The organism is Candidatus Pseudomonas adelgestsugas, assembly GCF_004124255.1.
Lineage (GTDB): Bacteria > Pseudomonadota > Gammaproteobacteria > Pseudomonadales > Pseudomonadaceae > Aquipseudomonas > Aquipseudomonas adelgestsugas.
In genome coordinates this window covers 1116232-1133506 of the sequence record NZ_CP026512.1, presented here as the reverse complement: position 1 = coordinate 1133506, position 17275 = coordinate 1116232, and the positions used below count along the sequence as shown (strand labels likewise).

Genomic DNA, 17275 nt, shown 5'->3' with positions numbered 1-17275 from the left:
ATAATTATTTTCAATTTCAATATTGTTCAGTACATGAAAATGCGACATTAATGATATATTGTTTATTTAGCGATGCACTACACAAGATTATGTTTCTTGCGTACATTTGTTACGTTAACAACGTTCTTAACGTAGTAGCTCAAAAAAAAGAAGCTACGCATCAAGTCGGTTAATCCTCGGTAAAGCTAGTAGCGCTTCCTTATTTACAAGGAAGCAACCCGTATTTAATTCAGTAGTGTGGTATGTCTTGAAATGACAGTATTGAAAAGCCAGGATATCTTGGCGTTAGGCTTTATGACTGTTGCCTTGTTTGTTGGTGCTGGAAACATTATTTTCCCGCCTATTGTTGGTTTGCAATCAGGACCTCATGTCTGGATAGCTGCGTTAGGTTTTTTGACTACTGCTGTCGGTATGCCAGTGATTACTGTAATTGCTATGGCTAGGGTTGGTGGTGGCATGGAGGCTTTAAGTAGCCCGATCGGCAAGATCGCAAGTAGCCTGCTAGCAACGGCGACGTACCTGGCGGTAGGTCCGCTATTTGCTACCCCACGCACCGCAATGGTTTCGTTTGAGGTAGGACTAGCGCCACTTACTGGCAAAAACCCGCTGACATTATTTATTTACAGTTCAATATACTTCTGTGTGGTGTACGTCGTTTCTTTGTACCCGGAACGATTGCTAGATACCGTAGGTCGTTTTTTGGCGCCACTAAAAATCATTGCCTTAGTTATTCTTGGAATAGCCGCATTTGCTTTACCGGTTGGTGACGTTGGTGTTGCAACACAGGAGTACGTTACTGCACCATTCTCTCAGGGATTCATGAATGGTTACCTAACAATGGATACTTTAGGCGCGCTAGTGTTTAGTATCGTTATTGTTAATGCTATTCGCTCTCGTGGTGTTAAATCACCACAATTAATCACTCGTTATGCGATCATTGCTGGGCTAATTGCTGGCGTAGGCCTATCATTAGTGTATATCAGCTTGCTCCGCCTAGGTTCTGGCAGCTATGCTGTGGCTGCTGGCGCTAGCAACGGTGCAACTGTGCTGCATGCTTACGTGCAACATACATTCGGCTCTTTGGGTAGTAGCTTCCTTGCAGTGCTGATTTCCCTAGCGTGTTTAGTTACTGCAGTTGGTTTGACTTGCACCTGTGCTGAGTATTTCAGCAAAATCTTACCGTTATCTTATAAGATGCTAGTAATGATCATGGTGTTGTTTTCTCTTTTCGTATCTAATCTAGGCCTGACCAAACTCATTATATTTTCTACCCCAGTTCTCACTGGAATTTATCCACCGTGCATAGTATTGGTAGCTCTCAGCTTTTTTAGAAGCTACTGGCTAAATCATAGCCGAGTCGTTAGTCCGGTTATGTTGGTGTCTTTCGTCTTTGGTTGTATTGACGCGCTTAAGAGTGCTGATCTAGTTGATTGGATACCTACACACTTATGGCTATTACCGCTAAGCGAGCAAGGCTCAGCATGGTTGGTACCGTCATTGATAACATTATTTATAGCCGTCGTAGTCGACCGTGTACTCGGTAAAAGTAATAGATATATTGCTTAATTCATGGCTTTCAGCATGCAATCACAACGCTCAGTATAAATATATACTGAGCGTTGTGATTGCATGCTTAGTAAGGCAATTTTTAGAGTGCTAAATCACAGCCTGATTTTACATTATAAATTAAGCTTTCTTCTATATACTATGCATATATTAATATATATTTTAAGCTAAATTAACCTGACCTGCCATACTTTGGTATTTTAGGTTACCTATATACTTTTTTGAAAAAAAGGGGGGTAATTGATCCTTACTAGGACGTTTAGAAAGCCGATGATATAGTGTATTAAGTTTAATATGACTAGTAACTTTATACTCCAAAGTTTCGTTCTTTACTTTCAGCGCTGCACTAATATAACTTTAGCGGTGCTAATGTAGTCAGCGCTGATCATTAGTAAGTAGTAGGTGTTCAAGTAAGAGCGTAAGACAATCTGCTCTTGAATGTAATATAGATAGCTACTTAAGCTTTATCTTAAGTAGCGCTACCATTGGTTAACTTAACTTTTTGCATACGTTAGTAAAACAGCAAAAGCTAAATGTATTTAGGTTAAGTGTATTTGCTAGAGTAGTATTATAGTTTTCTTGTTTACGTTCTTAGCTTTGTCATTGACAGTTGTTTCGATGCTACGTTCTTGGTTGCTATGTGTTAGGGCGGCTTAACTATCTGCCAAGTAAGCAATGTGCGGTGTTAGTGTCTGCTTTGGAATGGGCACGTTGTAAAGCGTATAGCCATACCATTAGACTCTTGTAATTCACGAATACGCGCTGATTATTAGGTCGTATAAATTTGTGTGTGGCTCAGCGTTACTACCTAGTAACTATTAACGTGATTTTAACTCGTATCTTCGTATATCAGGACAATTAGTAACGGCTGGTGTTTGGCTCTCTAGGTAACTGGTATATCTATATGCGCCAGTTAAATATGCTTTAAGAGCACATAGTGACTGCATAATAAAATCAAAGGAAAGTAAGGCTAGCCACGGTAAGTACACTGATTTAAAACCTTCCTTAAATAGATTAACAAGTTCGGTTACTATGATGCACTGCTAAATATATCTCCTGCAAATTCAAGATTATTAGTATTGAATGCTTATGGTGAAAGGTTTAGTAGGCTGCCACTATACAGTATATATTTTAAGGTTAAAAGTTAGTAAGCCCTTGCAATTTTAGCCTTAACCCCCAACTTTGATGATTACCAACCGTAAATCATCGAGTGCGTGACTATTGCTACCTAATTGGAGTTTGATAACTATGAGTGTAGAAACCCAGAAGAAAACCATGGGCTTTCAAGCCGAAGTGAAGCAACTGCTGCACCTCATGATCCATTCGCTATACTCTAACAAGGAAATTTTCCTGCGTGAGCTGATATCAAATGCTTCTGATGCTGTCGACAAATTACGTTTTGAAGTTTTGTCCAAGCCTGAGTTACTAGAAAATAACGCTACACTAAAAATCCGTATTGGCTTCGATAAATCTTCTAAGACTGTCATGATTGAAGACAATGGTATCGGCATGAGCCGTGAAGACGCAATTACTCATTTAGGTACTATCGCTAAATCCGGAACTGTAGATTTTATGAAAAATCTATCTGGCGACCAAAAAAAAGATTCGCAGCTAATTGGTCAATTTGGTGTAGGCTTTTATTCAGCTTTTATTGTTGCTGACAAAGTTGAAGTTTTCAGTCGTTGTGGTGGTCTAGATTCTAGTAAAGGCGTATATTGGTCATCTAAAGGTGATGGTGAATTTGAAGTTGCTACTATCCATAAAGCTGACCGTGGTACTCGCATCGTGTTGCACTTGAAGGCTGGTGAAGATGAATTTACCAATGGTTACCACTTGCGTAATATTATTAAAAAATATTCTGACCATATTGCCTTGCCGATCGAACTGCCAAAAGAACGAGAGACAACTGAAAGTGAAGAGAAGCCTATTCAGGAATGGGAAGTAGTCAACCGTGCTAGTGCTTTATGGACTCGCCCACGAACTGAGTTGAAAGATGAAGAATATCAAGAATTCTATAAACATATTACTCATGATTATGAAAATCCGCTTACTTGGAGCCATAATAAAGTTGAAGGTAAGCTAGAATACAGCTCGCTGCTTTATGTACCAGCTCGTGCTCCATTTGATCTATATCAGCGTGAAGCGCCAAAAGGCCCAAAGCTCTATGTACAACGCGTGTTTGTGATGGATCAGGCAGAATCATTCCTGCCGATGTACCTGCGTTTTATTAAAGGTGTCATCGATTCCAGCGACTTATCTCTGAATGTCTCGCGTGAAATTTTACAGAAAGATCCAATTATTGATTCCATGAAATCAGCACTAACCAAGCGTGTGCTGGACATGCTAGAAAAATTGGCTAAGAATAATCCAAAAAAGTACAAAGATTTCTGGAAAAACTTTGGCCAGGTTATGAAAGAAGGCCCAGCAGAAGACTCATCTAATAAAGAGAAAATCGCTAGCCTACTGCGCTTTGCTTCTACTAGGGCTCAAGATGGTGAGCAGGTTCTATCTCTGACTGAATACCTAGCGTCCGCCCCAGAAAGTCAAAATAAGATCTACTATTTGACTGGTGAGACCTATGCCCAGGTCAAGAATAGCCCGCATTTAGAAGTTTTTCGTAAAAAAAATATTGAAGTGCTTCTACTGACTGACCGTATCGATGAGTGGTTAATGAGCTATCTCAACGAATTTGACGGTATAGCCTTTATTGATGTGGCTCGTGGTGATCTAGATCTAGGTAATCTTGACTCTGAAGAAGAGAAGAAAAAAGCCGAAGAAGTCGCTAAGTCTAAAGAGAGTTTAGCGGAACGAATTAAGATCGCTTTAGACGATGCTGTAAGTGAAGTGCGAGTTTCTCATCGCCTTACTGACTCCCCAGCAATTTTAGCTATTGGCAAACAAGATTTAGGTATACAGATGCGTCAGATCTTAGAAGCTAGCGGTCAGAAAATTCCAGATTCTAAACCAATCTTTGAATTCAACCCAGCTCATCCGCTAATTGAAAGACTCAGTGGCGAGCAAAACGAAGAGCGTTTTCGTGAACTTTCTTACATCCTCTTCGATCAAGCAACTTTAGCTGCTGGTGATAGTTTAAAAGACCCAGTTGCTTACGTAAGTCGACTAAACAAGTTACTAGTTGAGTTGTCAGTTTAATACTTTTGTAAAAACCCGCTTTAGCGGGTTTTTAGTTCTTGTGCCAACTTAACTAAAGCAAATAACTATTCAGGTTACTACATATTCAGTAGCTGATCTAGTTTATAACTAACACATATCAAGCTACTTGATTATTAATGCTAGCCATTATAGCTTGACTTTGCTGATAGAACTAAACTATACAGGTATTAGTGTGAATACTAAAAAGTTGCTAATGCATGGTCATTTAGGTAGTTAATATTCAGATAAAATAGTAACTTTCGTCTTGTGCTTTGGCTATTTTTTGTTGCCTAAAATTCATATGTGCCAGTATGGCCATATAAAATATTATGGTTTTTCATAGTATTATTTGTTACACATGGCTGTTATATGGCACGTAATAGTATGGCGTTACCGTACTGCGTCTCTGATTCTTGAGTGCTAGAATAGCAACTATTTGCATTCAAATAAAATAAATGTTAATAGTGCGTATTTATAGTTGTTTGGCTAGCTATGCTATATTTTTTAAAAAATCTTTATGCAAATGAAGTTGGCAAGATGATGTGCGACGTGGAGATATCTAAATCTGGTATTCTAGTCGATACATCGGCATGATACTCTAGATAAAACTATTCAATGGCTAGCCACTCAACACAAAACTTCTAGCTTCTTTTCTTTCACTAACTCAACAGCACGCGCCACCCAACACTGTGAGGCGGTAAACAGCTTAAGTAAACAGTATGATTTTGTATAAAGTTAGTAACAACACCAGACTATATACGTACAATAGCCTAGCTATCCAGCATATGGATTTATCTAGCTTTGTTATAATCATGACAGATCAACGGTATTTTAGTTATATATGCACACTTCTAAATATCAACTTGATTAATACAAGTTGATATGCAGGTGCTATGGATAGATATTTAGTTTAGTTTCAGATATATTAGGCGTGTTGCAGTATATAATCGCCCAACATATTAGCATTTGTTCAATAGCAGTCATGTAAGATTAGTCAATTTTTTATCTATTAGGCTGCTGGTTAGTTACTGGATAAATATAGTAATGGTGTTGACGGTAATGGACATCGAAAATTATTACATATATTAATAAAAAGATCATATAATTATTAGTTAAAGTATGCAAGACACTTGAGAATTTTGTATTCTTTTGCCACTGTACTGTAGATGATAGATGGTTTTACTTATATTGCTTCTCACTATAGTGATTTGTTTTTGATTATTGTTCTGTTATTAGTTTATAGTAACTTTACTGCAGATGAATTAACTCTATATCTATAAATATGTATAATAGCAGTACTACGTAAATTTTTCCAGGAAACAATGAAAATTGGCAATTTACTTAAAATCCTATTATCAATAATCAAATCAAGTATATAATTATTTTTAAGAGTATATTGGATACTGTTTTAATTTAGACTCATGTTGCTATGTACCCTACATCGTCTACTTTGAGTTTATCCAAACCTGCATCTTCTCTTCTTGAGCAAGCATTTGCATCTTGCAAGCAAAGCACAAGGCTTCAGTGTAAGTAAATGCCGGCTTTTGCGTCTATGATAGTTTTGTGTTTAGCGTATATTGTAATATACTCTATAAAGCTAGATAAGAAAAGCCATAGTTTAACGCAACGCCTTAAAACATATCAGACAAGGTTACGCGTGATAACTTTTGGCAACATGTATTGATCTGCTCGCTATGAGCAACAGCTATCGCTAATTCAATCCATGAACCTCTTTATCGCAAAGGCATACATATAAAATCGCGTAGCAGATTGATCTAGTGCCATTATATTTACGGCTCTAATTATTATGAGTATGGATATACGTTAACTAGCAGTACTAGCGCTGTCATTAGTGCAGTCAACAAAAATTGTTAATAGCTTGGTTTGGTAGGCTACCTTGAGGATTTAGCCTTAGCGTTAATGATGCAATAGTGCGTTTACAGTAAATTTTAAAATAAGAGCTAATTAGCCATTACAAATGGCTCGTTATGTAACTGAAAATGTTAATGCTAGTATATAATAGCAGAATGAAGAAATTTAATAAGTAATTACAGTAGTTAAGTAAATGATGGTAGTGGTATGAATATGGTGAGCAAAATCAGTAGCAAAACATAGTTATCTCGCGTGTTAGAAAGTCTTGCTTAGTGTAGTAATGAGCCGATGTAATAGACAGTTGATGTGCTGATACAGGCTCTTCACTGTAGATATGACTAATAAATTGATATAAGTTCAGGAATTAACATAAAAAGTCTATAACATAAGAAAACGTGTTAGACACGCATCGCTCAATTGCTGAGGAGGCTAATCTGCTAGAATTGATATGCTATAATTAAAATAGCGATAGCCTCGATAAATGTTAGTGCAACTTTACATTGTAGGCCTATGAATATTAGCTAGGAATTTAAACTGATTACGATTAGAACTGAACATCGTTACTGGTTAGATTGTTAGTTTAATTTAATCAAGCAATTTTAGCGTATTTTACACTAATGGGTATCGCTAACTTTGGTTAGCCACGCAGCAATAAGGTAAATTACTACCGCCCGTATTTTGATTAACGGTAGTAGCCTGATAATTCTCAGTGCAGTGATCATAAAGCTCTAAGGTTAGCGGTGAATCTTATATTATAGTGGCGAGATTCGAAGTACATTGAACATGCATGGCAAGAAGTTATTCTGAGCTGTGTATGTTATATGTCCTATGTGTAAAAACTTAATTGCCAGTCCAGCGTTTTAGTACTAAAGTCGCATTAGTACCACCGAATCCAAAGCTATTACTCATTACAGTGTCGATCTTGACGTTTTCAACTGTCTTGGTTAGGATTGGCATATTAGCAACGACTGGATCAATTTCTTCGATATTAGCCGAACCAGCCATAAAGTTGTTTTCCATCATCAATAGACAGTAAACTATTTCGTGAACTCCAGCAGCTCCAAGAGAGTGACCAGACAAACTCTTTGTAGAGCTGATAGATGGTATTTTATCACCAAAGACCGCACGAACACATTCTATTTCCTTAGCGTCGCCGACTGAAGTTGAAGTACCGTGGGTATTTAGGTAGTCTATTGGAGCACTAATCGTAGACATCGCCATTTGCATGCAACGGATAGCGCCTTCCCCGCTAGGCACTACCATGTCGTAACCATCAGAAGTAGCGCCGTATCCTACGATTTCTGCGTAGATTTTTGCGCCACGGACCAGAGCGTGTTCCAGCTCTTCTACTACAATCATGCCGCCGCCGCCAGCTATGACAAAACCATCACGCTTAGAATCGTAAGCGCGAGAGGCACTTTCCGGAGTTTTGTTGTATTGGGTAGACAGTGCACCCATAGCATCAAACAGAAATGACTGACTCCAGTGTTCTTCTTCACCACCTCCAGCAAAAACAATATCCTGTTTGTTTAGCTTGATCTGTTCAACTGCAGTGCCTATACAGTGAGCGCTAGTGGCGCAAGCAGAGGAAATCGAGTAGTTTACGCCTTTGATCTGGAACGGCGTAGCTAGGCAAGCTGAAACGGTACTGCCCATAGTCCGTGTTACGCGGTATGGTCCAACGCGTTTTACGCCTTTTTCACGTAGAATATCCAAAGCTTCCATCTGATTTAGGGTAGATGCACCGCCAGAGCCGGCGATTAGCCCAGTGCGTATGTTCGAAACCTTGTCTTCGCTTAAACCAGAGTCAGCTATCGCATCTTTCATTGTCAAGTAAGCATAGGCAGCAGCGTGGCCGATAAATCGATAGATTTTACGATCAATCAGTTTTTCAAGAGGCAGGTCAATAGAGCCAGAAACTTGGCTACGCAAACCCATCTTGGCGTATTCCGGGTTGAAGCGGATGCCAGGGCGACTTGTGCGCAGGCTAGCAGTGACGGTCTTTTTGTCATTGCCCAGGCAAGAAACAATGCCTAGACCAGTGATAACGACGCGGCGCATGCGGATAACCCTTAAAAATTGTCAGTTGAAGTGAATACGCCGACTCGAAGTCCTTCGGCAGTATAAATCTCACGACCGTCAACAGTTACTAAACCATCGGCAATAGCGAGGTTCAGCTTACCCTTCAGGACGCGCTTGATTTGAATGTTATAGGTGACTTGCTTAGCGGTTGGCAAGACCTGGCCAAAGAACTTGACTTCGCCAGAACCCAGGGCGCGACCACGGCCAGGCAGGCCTTGCCATCCAAGGTAGAAACCAACTAGCTGCCACATTGCATCTAAGCCAAGACAACCAGGCATTACAGGATCGCCTTCGAAATGGCAGGCAAAGAACCACAGATCTGGGATAATATCTAGGTCGGCGATTAATTCACCTTTGCCGTACTTGCCGCCCGTTTCACTGATATATGTAATGCGATCTACCATCAGCATATTTGGGTATGGCAGTTGCGCATTACCTTGGCCAAACAGCTCACCGCGACTGCAGCGTAGTAGGTCTTCCCTGGTAAAGGAGTTTTGTTTGGTCATGCAAGCTCCTCAATAATCCCATACGCTACGGCACGGTAAATCTTCCAGAACTAAATAAAGCGTTTATACAATGCAATAAGCCTATATAGGCTTATTGCATTGTATAAACATTATAGCGTCAGGGTACTCAATGTACATTTGTTCACTGAAATTTTCAGCTGAGCTTTTTATCAGTCTATATATATGCTTAAGAGTGCCGTACTTTAGTCTTTTACGCTAGTCGCAGTTAATTGATAGCGCTGCACTATTGCGCTCAATGCTGTTAGATTTGTTAACAGTCCGCCCGTTTGAATGTGTAAGCTAGATAATCCTTTATGTATTTTGATGATGTCATCCTAAATAAACTTTTGCTAGCACGTGCCAAATTAGCCACTGGATATACTGATGATGACTCGTTTTGGTAGTCTATGAGCTATGTTTTGAGTTAGTTGAGGTTTGCCCGAAAAAAGTTGTTAACTAATAAAAAATACTGTAAATGCCTGTACGCCTGTAACGCTTTTACTGATAGTTAAGAATGGTGCTTTTCTAATAGCCATTAGACGCAGAGCTGATTTTTTTAGCGCTGTCTTGCATCTTTAGGGGCCTTATATGAGGAGTGGCTAACGTCATGCGCAAGGGTTATTACATCAGTTAATTTTGTTGTAAACTACTACTATTAAGCAGCCTGGATTAGTTAATTTGCGACAAGTTAACTTATGTGGTTTAGTTTTTTAGCGTAGGTCTTAGATACATACCAAGGTAAAAAAGTTGATTAATAGTAAAGTCAGTAATCATGCCGTATCTAACTTGATAAGTTCAGTGCTAATATTGATATTCTAGCAAACATAAGGTCAAGGCGTTTTCCTTCGACTAACTAGATGGCGACTTAGCTTGTTAACCTGACCAGATTTACGGTGCATACATAACTATAGGCTGCTCACAGCGTGGAATTATTTTGGTATAAGGTTATTTGCCGAACTAGCTAAATGCTGAAAATCAGCAGTTGATTAAGCGTATTTAACTGATCAGTTTGATCACTGCAAGGTTGACAGCATAGCTGTCAACCTTAACAAATCAAGTATTTTAGCTAGATTTACGACAGTAATTATACGTAGTTTTGCTAAACAATAGGTATTTTATAGTTTTATGATTGTATAGCTATAAGTTTTAGAAATCAGGCAGTATATCGCTTTTCTTAAGCAAGCTGTGTAGCCGTAGATGTTTTCATTAATGTTATTTAAGTATAGTAGCATTATCTTATAATGCTTATAAGCTTAGTGTATTAGACGTAGTGTCTACAGCAAGAATTTATTGTCAATAATGTGCAGTATATTACTGTGTTGATCTAGGTGGTAAAATACTGGTAACTAGTTTTAGTTGATGCGTTAGTAGTGGCTCACTACATAACAATATGTTGTATGCTTAACGTATTGTGCGTAGGCACCTGTAAGCTTGCGGGCGGCTTATGCGTAGCATAAGTATTTAGTAATGTTCACAGAATGTAGACGCTTTACGTAGACCTGGTTAGTTAATATCATGCACGTTTTTAGCATAAAAAATAGATTATCTGTTACGAATAATCTATTTTTTAGACTTCTAACTCCATGCTGAAGCAGAAAAATAATAGCTGCTTTTATTGTAGTTACTGACCTCAACAGCAGCTTAGTTGTTGAGGAGTTTTTTGTAACATGCTGGCTAGTTCTACATTTTCTCTCTAAAGCAATAATTTTGTTTATAACAACGAATCGACCTGTTTAAAGCAATTTACTGGATTCAGTGTTAACATAAGTGTAAGTTTCTCGCAGGTGGTTTGTATTTATTTAGAAGCAGTCGTAGCTAAATTTTCTACGTACATTAGCTCAATATTGATATTGCTTGAATCTCATGCTGCTCAAATAACTTTAACCAAAATTTTGCCAGCATGCTTTGGAGCTTAAATTAGTGACTTAATATTGAGTTGGCGCTATTAAGTCGTTGGCCTAGTACATGATAGCTTAAATGCTTGTTTGTTGGTACTACTAAGTAGTGAAAAACTATGGATTATAGGTATTCATATGCAGTGCAAGATTTTTTTACATATTCAGGGTGAAGACTGCCATAGTCTAGTTATCTTAAAACTAAACCAATCAATAGAAAAGTTTGCCTGATCTGGAAACCTGTGACGTTAAATGTTAGCTTAGCTCTAAGATAACTAAAGACTATGCTAATAGTTATAATCGAAGTTCCAGCGCAACTTAGATGTTTGTATAGTTTATGGTTATTTAATTGAAGCTATTAATTCCTTCGGTAATTTCAGTAAATATAGGTGTGTAGTTATAAAATCGCTAATCAGTTTCTATTTTTTTAGTAGTAACATTACTGATCAATATTTTATTACGGATTGTTAATCCTACTAACTGATTTAAACTGCAGTCATCATGGCATTGTCACGAAATTTATAGTTTATGCTTGTTTGACGAGAAGATATTAGCAGATTGTCATTTTTTAACTAAACTATAATTAGAGCAATCTATTAATGCTATAGGTAGCTATGGATTATTTCAATCCTCTAGTTGTGACTATTGTGATAGTTATATATAATTTCGATACGCTTGATATTCTAGATAGTCATATAGGTGTGCTCTAGTTCACTAGTGTAAGATTATTATAGTATAACCAAAACGCTAGTTGATTAGCACCTATATATGCTGTGTATTACTGACACTGCTACATATTAAACAACCATGTTTTACCTTTTGATTGTTAGTAATGTAGTCAACTATTATCCATTGTGTTAGCCACTGGCAAACCAGTGATATTTTATGCACTGCTAAATTTGTTTAACATGCCATTAATATAGTTATACACTTTATATATAACTATATCTGACTGTCGAGAAATAAATAATTAACCATCGTCGGTGTACTGCATAGCAGTAATAACTGCAGCATCAACAATAAAAATAAAGAACGGATCTTAGCTCACACACATGGCATAGTTTTAAAAGTATAAATAACCACTCATGCTAACTGAGTTATGGCTATTTACCATGCTTAGAACTCGTAAATACTGTATAATAAGTGTAATATTTTCTGATAAGTGTACGAATTGACACTGGATGGTGGCTGGCTGCCAGCTGGTCACCACGTATAATGCTGCCATCGTTACTTGGTATGGATTAACGGATAGCATATGACTGAGCAGCGCCCTATTGCAGTCCTGGGAGGCGGAAGTTTTGGTACCGCCGTAGCAAATCTGCTGGCTAAAAATGGTCAGGCAGTGCGTCAGTGGATGCGGGATCCAGAACAGGCCGCTGCTATCCGCATCTACCGGGAAAACCCACGTTACCTTAAAGGTATCAAGATTCATCCAGCGGTAGAGCCAGTTACTGATCTCTTGGTTACATTGACTGATTGTAACCTATGTTTTATTGCGCTTCCTTCTAGCGCCTTGCGGTTAGTGCTAGCGCCACATGCAGAATATTTAGTTGGTAAGCAGCTAGTTAGCCTGACAAAAGGTATTGAGGTTCACACTTTCAAATTAATGAGTGAAATTCTCAAAGAAATTGCTCCACAGGCTGGCATAGGCGTGCTATCTGGGCCAAGTCTAGCACGAGAAGTTGCTGAGAATACTCTGACGGCTACTGTTGTTGCCAGTGAAAACGAAGAATTATGTAAATGCGTCCAGACAGCACTACATGGACATACATTCCGTGTTTATACTAGCAGCGATCGCTTTGGGGTTGAGTTAGGTGGGGCGTTAAAAAACGTCTATGCGATCATAGCTGGTATGGCTGTGGCATTGGGTATGGGTGAAAATACCAAGAGTATGTTGATCACCCGTATTTTGGCAGAGATGACTAGATTTGCTGTAAACCAGGGCGCTAAACCGATGACCTTTCTGGGTTTAGCTGGCGTTGGTGACTTGATCGTCACTTGCTCTTCTCCAAAAAGCCGTAACTATCAAGTAGGTTTTGCTTTAGGCCAAGGCTTAAGCTTAGAAGATGCTGTCATGCGTCTTGGTGAAGTTGCTGAAGGTGTTAACACTCTCAGGGTGCTGAAAGCTAAAGCTCAGGAAGTCGGTGTATATATGCCGCTAGTTGCCGGATTACATGCGATTTTATTTGAGGGACACACTCTAATTAAGGTTATTGAGTTGTTAATGCGCGCTGAGCCAAAAACTGATATTGACTTTACTTCTACCAGTGGGTTTAACTGATAGTGGATGGAGGTGGAGGTGTGCTATAAACTATATATAAGTAATATTCTAAATATTAGTCGATCTTTCTTGCATATATTATACTGGTGCTGCTATTTTCCTGTTATCAAATAAAGTGTATAGCCATTACTACTAAATGTAGTAATATTTATGCACTGGTATATCGTCTAGCACTTGTCGCATTAAAACTTATGTTTAATAGGTTTTAATATCAAGTAAAAACTCTAATCGTTTGCTGATTAGCAGGATAAAACCACGTCTACTTAAAGGTGTAGTTGCCTATAGAATATTGTACGTACCACAACTAGTGCAAGATAAAAAATCTAAACCTTCTTTGTAACTTTGGATTCTGTATCATGATCAAACCTAATGTCATGCGTGTGCATTAACTGCAGGGTACACCATGACTGAGTACGGTTCATAGTGAAGTGTTAAACAGTACTATAACCTGATTGTTGATCGCTATCATTTATTAAAGAGATCCAGACACTAATAATAACTTGTGATTGTTAATTAGGATACCTAGGTATTTAGGTCTAATTAGTTTTTTGCAGCATGTCTATCAGCCATCTTTGTTGTGCACAATTACATACTATCCAACCTAGTAAAACTTGAAAGTAATTTTTTTGCTTACCAGAGGCTAATGAGCATAATTAGTATAGAAATGTATAGAAAAAGTAATCACTGTTTTGTATGTCATGGCAATCAATAAAAAATAATTGTTTGGGTGTAGCTATAATCTAATCATAAATTAGCGCACCTAATATTAGTAGTTTGTTGTTTGCCATTGCAGATCTGTTTTGAAAGTAAATGCGGTACCACGCTAAGATTTTTCTTATGAGCTTTTCAGCTGATTGGATGTATGGTATGATCAAGGAATGTAATGTTTTAGCTAGCTGTTAAGAGAAAGTTTTTGTATAAGCTGCTAGTAAGGTGATGGTAGGGGATGGCGTTCACATTGCGTAATTTCGAAAAATTGTGCGCACTGGATTATTGGCAAGTAAACTACTCTGGATTACTATACGGATTTATTACTACCGTACTCAGCAACCTCATAATAGATTCAATCTATTAATATGATTAACTTACTATGGTGCTATAGATTTTAGCTACCCAAGTCACGGTATCACTATGTTGCGAGTTTATTAATTGTTATTTTAGATACGCTGTTGCAGCTTATAAACCTATTCGCCGAATCTAGACAACTATCTGTCAAATACCTACAAAACCTTGCTATCGATCTATGTTTTTAGTAGTATCGTTTTACTTACATAAGTGATACCAGCCTTGATACTTTAGGTTTATGTAAAATATGCAGCACAGAGCTATTTAGTATAAATGTATAGAAACCAGTTACCTTAACTTTATTTTACCTGTCGTCAAACTATAATAGCACAGTAGATGTTTATTAAGATGACTTCGGTCTATGCTAGACAAACCAGATTGACCAGGATATTACATACTTTAAACTAAATTCCTGATGTGATATCTGTAGTAAAATGCCAGAAAATTCTTCAGTATTTATTCAAGTTGCTAGTTATAGCATCGAACGTGTTGACCATAAATTACTAGTATATTTAGGCCTTGATTTATTGCCACATTGCTTTATCTGGTGCTGTTCTTATGACTAAAAGCTGCGGCTATTTCAGTATATCTTGTCTAGATCATCGCAAACTTAGCTAGATCTTCCTGCTGTGTCATGTTGTTAAAGTGCGCTTCGCTACGTCTAGTAAAGTGCCAACATCTAGCGTCGCCTATACTATGTTTAGTTGACTTAAATGACTCGTAGAAAATCTCTAAGACAATCCTGATAAAAGTCTGTACATACCAATTACACTGGCTGGTGGACCACCAGCTTATTATCATTTGCCAGTGCTAAATCACGTCAATCTCTAAGTGATTCACATTATTAAGCATGTTGCGTGAGTGGCTTTAGACTGTATACCCATGAGAAAATGCTCACTACGCTAGGCGTGTACATGTTTCTTATCGAATGTCCACCCAAAACATTACGCCATAAAGCAAGAATATATTTCTTTATGTTTAGAAGCTAATTAAGCTTAATTGCACATAAATGCACCGGCTAAAAGAAGTATACCTGAGCTTGTCGTATATTGAGCTAGCGGATAATTTTTACGGGTCTTAAAAAGAACCGTTAGTGATTGATTAGTACTTATAACTAAAGCGCTAACAGATTTGTACAATTGATAACACAATTCTGCAGTTTACGTATCGTTACGTTATGCATAGCCTAATGTAGGTATTTTAGTCCATATTTTGATGAGATCGATTATTTCCTGTAGGATTACACGTTTATAGTATTCTGCAATTTGCAGAATACATAGGTTAGATACATTGTGCATTAACTGGCTATCCTATTAGCTTCATCATTTTTCCATGATGACCTGTACTTTGCTAGATTAGTTATGCACCTATTAGTTAATCGATAGCTGAATAACGCCAGCTGCCCAGCTGGCTAAAACACGACTAAATAATCTAATGTAATATTACAAATATCGCCGAGCCTATAATATAAACGCAAATAAATCTATAACACCATTTCTTAAGCAGTTTTAATGTACATTAAAAGCGTGCTAATAGTTAGTTCAAAGCCCAGGCTATTAGCTTCAAGCTTTTGTTGGTGCCGTAAAGGTTAATACTTAACGTTATAGGTAATCGCTTAATTCTATCGTTATCGTTGCACGTGACAAGTTAAATGGCGATGGTTTTTTTGTACGGTGTATAGGTTGCCATGCAATAGTTAGCTGTTGCCACTGAACTGAGTATGTCAGAGTAATATTAAAAAGTATTTTTTTAGCTATCTTGAGCGTTGCTCAGTCTAGCGTGAAGGTATTGTTACATTTGACTGATAATTCCAGTATAGTACTTATTGCAATATTTTGCAATAAGTACTTTTTATGCCTTGACTTAGCATACTCAACTACTGACGTTAAGCAAGATCAAAATGTGGTGGCCAACTATGAACTATATAAATACTGATGTAAGCACTAATAACCATGGTTTAGCCATCTGATGAGTTTGCGTAAAAAATGTCTCTATGTTGTTATCTGGTTATGCTGTTTGAGCCACTCGGTACTCGCCGTCGATGTATCTGGCAGTCAAGATTTATCGGCTGTATCCAGCCAAATTAACGCCAAAATTATTGACTATCGTTACGTTAAAGAAAAAAAACGCATTTATCCTATGGGCGCAATTCGCAAGATTAGTGGGCAGTTGCGTTACGAAGGTCAAACTGTTGCGCGCGGTCAAATTATTGCTATTACTTATGAGCTACCAGCTGAACATACAGCGAGTGCTGCGTTTACTGCAACGCGCAAAGCTTTGCAGACCAGTGGCGCGCAGCTTTTGTTCTGGTGTCAGGCTCGCGATTGCGGCGAAAGCAGCTTATGGGCTAATCAAGTGTTTAGCAACGTTAAGTTAATCGGTGCTGATGATCAGCAGGAATACCTACTGATTCGTCTGGCTGCCCCGCAGGACAATTCCTTGGTCGTGCTATACGGCATTACCCGCGTCAACCATCGCGCTTATCTACATGTCGAACAATTAGACGCTTGTACACCGCTAGAAGATTTGTTGCCTACATCAGCAACGTTAATGCGTGAGCTGAAAAGTACTGGAGATTTATACTTTCCAGTACTTGCTGAGCCTGTTGCTACCTGGCTGACCTTAATTTCCCGTAGCTTAAACTTTGATGCTACGATGCGTATCAGCCTGGTCGGGCTAACCTCTGAAGCCTGGCGTCAGGGCTTAATTGATAGGGGTGTATGCGCTTCACGTCTGCACACTGATAGTAGTGACATCAAGGGTTTACGCCTGCATCTGATACGCTGACCTTAATAAGGCGAGCAAACTAGCATCTTTCATCTAAATTTTTAATAGTTTTATTTTCGAGATCCATA

6 protein-coding genes are annotated in these 17275 nt (G+C 38.3%); 4 read left to right on the top strand and 2 right to left on the bottom strand.

Features of this window, described 5'->3' with window-relative positions:
• Positions 1 to 252 precede the first annotated feature (252 nt).
• Positions 253 to 1566 carry a branched-chain amino acid transport system II carrier protein gene (gene brnQ, locus C3B55_RS02895; RefSeq protein ID WP_129211304.1) on the top strand — a complete coding sequence of 438 codons (1314 nt, stop codon included), beginning with the start codon at positions 253 to 255 and terminating at the stop codon, positions 1564 to 1566.
• Positions 1567 to 2814: 1248 nt separating this feature from the next.
• Complete coding sequence (htpG, locus tag C3B55_RS02890; protein WP_129211302.1) at positions 2815 to 4719, top strand: molecular chaperone HtpG; 1905 nt, start codon at positions 2815 to 2817, stop codon at positions 4717 to 4719.
• 2712 nt (positions 4720 to 7431) lie between these two features.
• Here htpG and fabB read toward each other — a convergent pair.
• A complete protein-coding gene (fabB, locus tag C3B55_RS02885; RefSeq protein WP_129211300.1) occupies positions 7432 to 8652 on the bottom strand; it encodes a beta-ketoacyl-ACP synthase I in 1221 nt (406 codons plus the stop codon).
• Positions 8653 to 8663: 11 nt separating this feature from the next.
• The gene (gene fabA, locus C3B55_RS02880; RefSeq protein ID WP_129211298.1) at positions 8664 to 9179 is read right to left on the bottom strand and encodes a 3-hydroxyacyl-[acyl-carrier-protein] dehydratase FabA; all 516 of its coding nucleotides are present in this window, start codon (positions 9177 to 9179) and stop codon (positions 8664 to 8666) included.
• Between the two features lie 3150 nt (positions 9180 to 12329).
• On the opposite strand from fabA, the gene C3B55_RS02875 reads away from it, so the two are divergent.
• Positions 12330 to 13355 (top strand): NAD(P)H-dependent glycerol-3-phosphate dehydrogenase, encoded by a 1026-nt coding sequence (locus tag C3B55_RS02875; RefSeq protein ID WP_129211296.1) that lies wholly within the window; start codon positions 12330 to 12332, stop codon positions 13353 to 13355.
• Between the two features lie 3033 nt (positions 13356 to 16388).
• On the top strand, positions 16389 to 17207 hold the full coding sequence (locus tag C3B55_RS02870; RefSeq protein WP_129211294.1) for a DUF4892 domain-containing protein: 819 nt from the start codon (positions 16389 to 16391) through the stop codon (positions 17205 to 17207).
• Positions 17208 to 17275 lie beyond the last annotated feature (68 nt).